The 344-nt window shown below is 65.1% G+C and carries 1 protein-coding gene; it reads left to right on the top strand.

Going from position 1 to position 344, the window contains the following annotated elements:
- Positions 1–344 (top strand): hypothetical protein (locus tag Q1B08_RS21810; protein ID WP_299823599.1); only part of this gene is annotated, 344 nt, incomplete at both ends.

Genomic DNA, 344 nt, shown 5'->3' with positions numbered 1-344 from the left:
ATGAGCAGGACCGTTACCGCCATCTACCGCACCGCGGACGTCGCGGATCTCGTGAAGCGCGAGATCGAGGAACTCGGCGTCGCCTCGCATCATGTCGACGTGGTCGGCGGCGCCGATCGTGCCGACGAGATCGGCCACCTCAATCTGCCCCACGACGAGGCCGTCACCTACCGGGATGCCGTGCGTCAGGGCCACTACGTCGTGTCGGCGGAAGTTGACGACGACAGGATCGACAGCGTCGCCGAGATCATGCGCAATCCCGAGCAGGGCGTGGATATCGACGCCTACGAGCAGGATTACCGCGCGCGCGACACCTACAACGACGATGTCGACGCCTACGGGAC

It is taken from the genome of uncultured Jannaschia sp. (assembly GCF_947494025.1).
Taxonomy (GTDB): Bacteria; Pseudomonadota; Alphaproteobacteria; order Rhodobacterales; family Rhodobacteraceae; genus Jannaschia.
The sequence above is the reverse complement of the archived record's forward strand: the minus strand, read 5'-3'. Positions and strand labels throughout refer to the sequence as shown.